The sequence below is a fragment of the Shewanella benthica KT99 genome, assembly GCF_000172075.1.
GTDB classification, from domain to species: domain Bacteria; phylum Pseudomonadota; class Gammaproteobacteria; order Enterobacterales; family Shewanellaceae; genus Shewanella; species Shewanella benthica_A.
The window spans coordinates 1-4006 of sequence record NZ_ABIC01000085.1 but is presented as its reverse complement, the minus strand read 5'-3'; the positions used below and the strand labels follow the sequence as shown (position 1 = coordinate 4006).

Genomic DNA, 4006 nt, shown 5'->3' with positions numbered 1-4006 from the left:
CAGCACTTGCTGACACGTCTTGTTTTAATTCACCCGTGACCGCTGTCTATGGTCGTATGTTCATCAAAATTATCGGCTGTAAAACCTTCACGCTGGCACTTGTGCCACCAAGCTTCTAATTCACCCTGTAGACCAGAATGATGACCTTTAAGCGCTAGAATATAATCAGCCTTTTGCTTAACGATTAGCTTTGCTATCTCTTTTTGACATCCCATAGCATCGAGCGTGATGATGCTGTTTTCTATATCTAGCATCGCCAGCAGCTCAGGAATGGCAGTAATTTCATTGGTTTTCATGCTTATGTACCTCACTCAGTACGAATGTACAGGCGCATGAATTATTGCCAGATTTAACCGCCTATTAGGGATTTCTTTTTCCATTTTTCTTCGGTTAAACCGATAACAGAACTCACTAAGGTATTCTTGAGGGTATTTTCCCGAAACTCCATGAAATGTGCCGAGTAAAAAGGCTTTTAAGTTACCTATTGCAATATGAACCCAAGGCAACCATTCATCGACCAACTCACTCGGTGTAACCCTAGCTTCATGCTGTTGAGTGTTATCTATGATATTCAAAGCGGCTAGTCCGTCAGTATGAACTTCTTGCTGTGCATTTAAGTGCCTAGCAACAAAATCGTTAACGGCTTCATGACAAACACTGTCGACGGCCTGCATAGCGATAAATCCCGCGCGTTTCCCTTTGCTTTCAACAGCAATTAACACAGGTGTTTTCCCTGCGGCTCCACGTCCGCGTTTACCTTTTCTCTTTCCCCCAACGAAGGCATCATCAATTTCAATGAGACCTGAAAGCCTATATAGACTGTCTCTATGACCCATTGCCGTTCTCAACTTGCTCAATATTAAGCGTGCCGTTCGCCAATTAACCTCAATGAGTTTACTGAGTCTCAATGCTGAAATGCTGCCTTTATCTGAGCCGAGAAAGTAGATGGCCCAAAACCACTTCGCTAAGGGAATACGGCTACCATGGAATAAAGTATCTGCGGTGACAGATGTTTGTTTATGACACTGACTACATTCATAAACATCACGAGTAGTGAGCTGATAACTATGCTCACAACTGCACCTAGGACTGTTAGACGTCAACTAGCTTGGCCTATAGGCGTCAATTAAGTTGGCCGCTTTTGCCGTTTATTTTTATGGCTTCTTTTCTTCGATAACTCTCTCCTTCAAGTTGATAAATCTCTGCGTGATGCACCAGTCGATCAATCACGGCTACTGTCATCATATTGTCTCCAAATATACTGTCCCACTCACTAAACACCTGGTTCGTTGTGATCACTAGGCTGTTGCGCTCATAACGATGTGCAATGAGCTCAAATAGAACCTGACTTTCACTATCACTCTTTTTGACATAACCGATGTCGTCCAAAATGAGTAGCTCATATTTATCGAGTTTTTTAAGTGCATCTTCCAGACCTAAACCCTCTCGGGCTTTCTGCAAGTGCTGCACCATCGCCGTGCCTGTCGTGAATTTCACACGAACAGATTGCTCAATAAGCGCATAACCCAGCGCGGCTGCTATGTGGGTTTTACCTAGGCCGCTCGCACCGAATAATAAAATATTATGCCCTTGTCTCAACCAGCTCAACTCACTGGCCTTACGTTTAACTTGAACTGCGCTAATGCCGACCACTTCACTGAAACCGTATTGAGACAACTGTTTCCCTATCGGTAACTGGCTTTCTTTGAGTAAGCGTTTTAGGCGTACTTCCTGTCGATGTGTCGCCTCTATTTCACATGATTGAGCGAGAAATAGCTCGGGTTCCCACGGCTCCTTCACCGCTTTCAGGGCAATGTCGGGCCACGCCTTTGCTATCGCTGGCAGTCGTAACTCTTTTAATAATAGGGGTATCATAACTTGAGACGCTATGCTGCTGACTATCGATGATAGGGACAACTATCGTATCGGGGCCAAAAACCGCCTTTAGGGATAAGAGCATCCCTGATTTGCGATGCTTTAAAAGCATTACGTTTCTTAGCCAATGCATGGATAACATGATGATAATCTATTGAGCGACCACGAGTTGCGCCTTGAGTATGCATTCGCGCTAAGGTTAATGTGAGTTCATGCCCATAGAAAAGCACTACACGGTCATCAAAAATGTGTGCCAGCGAGGGTTATATTTAGCTCGTTGGCCCAAGTGTAGTCAGAAATGCCCATTGCCCCCGGCGTATGTTTCTGCCTGAAAATGACGCCTTGCTCAGGCCCGTGTATGACGCGCCATGTCTTAATTCGGCGTTGTAAAGTGCGTAGCTGTGAGCGCTCCAATTGCCCCGGTGCGATTTCCTCTAGTTTTTCGAATAATGTAATGGGCTGCAGTGAGGGTTCTTTTTCAAGCAACGGCACAACATGCTGCTCGAAAAGACCATTAAGAGGATCTGTTCTGGTCGCGTATTGACGTGGTAATTTGCTGGTGTTGTGTTGGCTAGCATCAATTCGTCTAGCTGAACGGGAAGAAAACCCCGCCTTTGCCGCAGCAGATGATTGAGTCTGTTTAGGTTTATTACGATAAGACATATATAGGTTAACCTGTAGTTGGTTTATGGGTTTTCCAGGCATATAAATCTCTCAAGAATTATGTATGCCTAAAGATGACCAAAACCGGACAAGTTAATTGTCGCCTAATAGACATTGTTGATAGTGTTTGTGAAGCCTGGAACACTTTCACCGAGAGTGCAGAAAGAGTGACAAAAATGTGTTCTAGGGATTGGGCGAATATGACCAGTTAATTTTCCAGATTGGTATAACGCAGGAGCTGTTACCGAGGAGCATTTATCGACCGACATCGGGAATAGCCCTTTCGCGGAGCATATATACGTAGAACAAAGAGCGGAGGCGCCTTCCAATGGCCCGGCTTCGGATAAATCCTCCGCGTTCAGACCCAGCATCAAGCTACGCTTGATAAGCGCAAGGTCTGCACCCTACTATCACATGAAAGGATGCATGCTTCGCATGCGCTATCTATATTCCCCATGTTCGTTCGGTCATTTTCCAGACTAAAACGAAAAAAGCCCGTTGCGTTAGCAACGGGCTTTATCGTTTATTAGGCGCCTGGAAATGACCTACTCTCACATGGGGAGACCCCACACTACCATCGGCGCAATTGCGTTTCACTTCTGAGTTCGAGATGGATTCAGGTGGGGCCACAATGCTATGGTTTCCAGACTAATTTTGCGATTACTTTCAGCTTTTCAAAAAGCTAAAGGTAAAAGAATTTAGAAAGCTGGCTATTTAAAAAGTCTTTTAAACAGCTTTAAATAAAAGCAATAATTGGTTCAACTTAAATCAAGTCGGTATTCTTTTGTGCTTGTAAAGTAATCACTCATTAACCACATACTTCTCTTTTAACAAGAGTAAACCCATCTGGGTTGTATGGTTAAGCCTCACGAGTCATTAGTACAGGTTAGCTCAATGCCTCACAGCACTTACACACCCTGCCTATCAACGTCCTAGTCTCGAACGGCTCTTTAGAGGAATTAAATCCCTAGGGATGACTCATCTTAGGACTCGCTTCCCGCTTAGATGCTTTCAGCGGTTATCGATTCCGAACGTAGCTACCGGGCAATGCTATTGGCATAACAACCCGAACACCAGCGGTTCGTCCACTCCGGTCCTCTCGTACTAGGAGCAGCTTCCTTCAATCATCCAACGCCCACGGCAGATAGGGACCGAACTGTCTCACGACGTTCTGAACCCAGCTCGCGTACCACTTTAAATGGCGAACAGCCATACCCTTGGGACCGACTTCAGCCCCAGGATGTGATGAGCCGACATCGAGGTGCCAAACACCGCCGTCGATATGAACTCTTGGGCGGTATCAGCCTGTTATCCCCGGCGTACCTTTTATCCGTTGAGCGATGGCCCTTCCATACAGAACCACCGGATCACTATGACCTACTTTCGTACCTGCTCGACGTGTCTGTCTCGCAGTTAAGCTGGCTTATGCCATTGCACTAACCGTACGATGTCCGACCGTACTAGCCAA

At 45.6% G+C, this 4006-nt stretch carries 2 protein-coding genes, 2 rRNA genes and 2 pseudogenes; all 6 read right to left on the bottom strand.

Annotated features, from left to right (window positions below; genetic code table 11):
- Positions 1–32: 32 nt before the first annotated feature.
- Positions 33–302 (bottom strand): annotated as a pseudogene (locus KT99_RS19425) (ISAs1 family transposase); the annotation flags it as partial.
- 9 nt (positions 303–311) lie between these two features.
- Positions 312–1088: pseudogene (locus KT99_RS19420) on the bottom strand (IS1595-like element ISSbe2 family transposase); the annotation flags it as partial.
- Between the two features lie 34 nt (positions 1089–1122).
- A complete protein-coding gene (gene istB / locus KT99_RS19415) occupies positions 1123–1875 on the bottom strand; it encodes an IS21-like element helper ATPase IstB (RefSeq protein ID WP_005503677.1) in 753 nt (250 codons plus the stop codon).
- Between the two features lie 240 nt (positions 1876–2115).
- The gene (locus KT99_RS19410) at positions 2116–2538 is read right to left on the bottom strand and encodes a hypothetical protein (RefSeq protein ID WP_157752234.1); all 423 of its coding nucleotides are present in this window, start codon (positions 2536–2538) and stop codon (positions 2116–2118) included.
- 532 nt (positions 2539–3070) lie between these two features.
- Positions 3071–3186, bottom strand: a 5S ribosomal RNA gene (gene rrf, locus KT99_RS19405).
- A gap of 207 nt (positions 3187–3393) precedes the next feature.
- A 23S ribosomal RNA gene (locus KT99_RS19400) occupies positions 3394–4006 on the bottom strand; the annotation flags it as partial.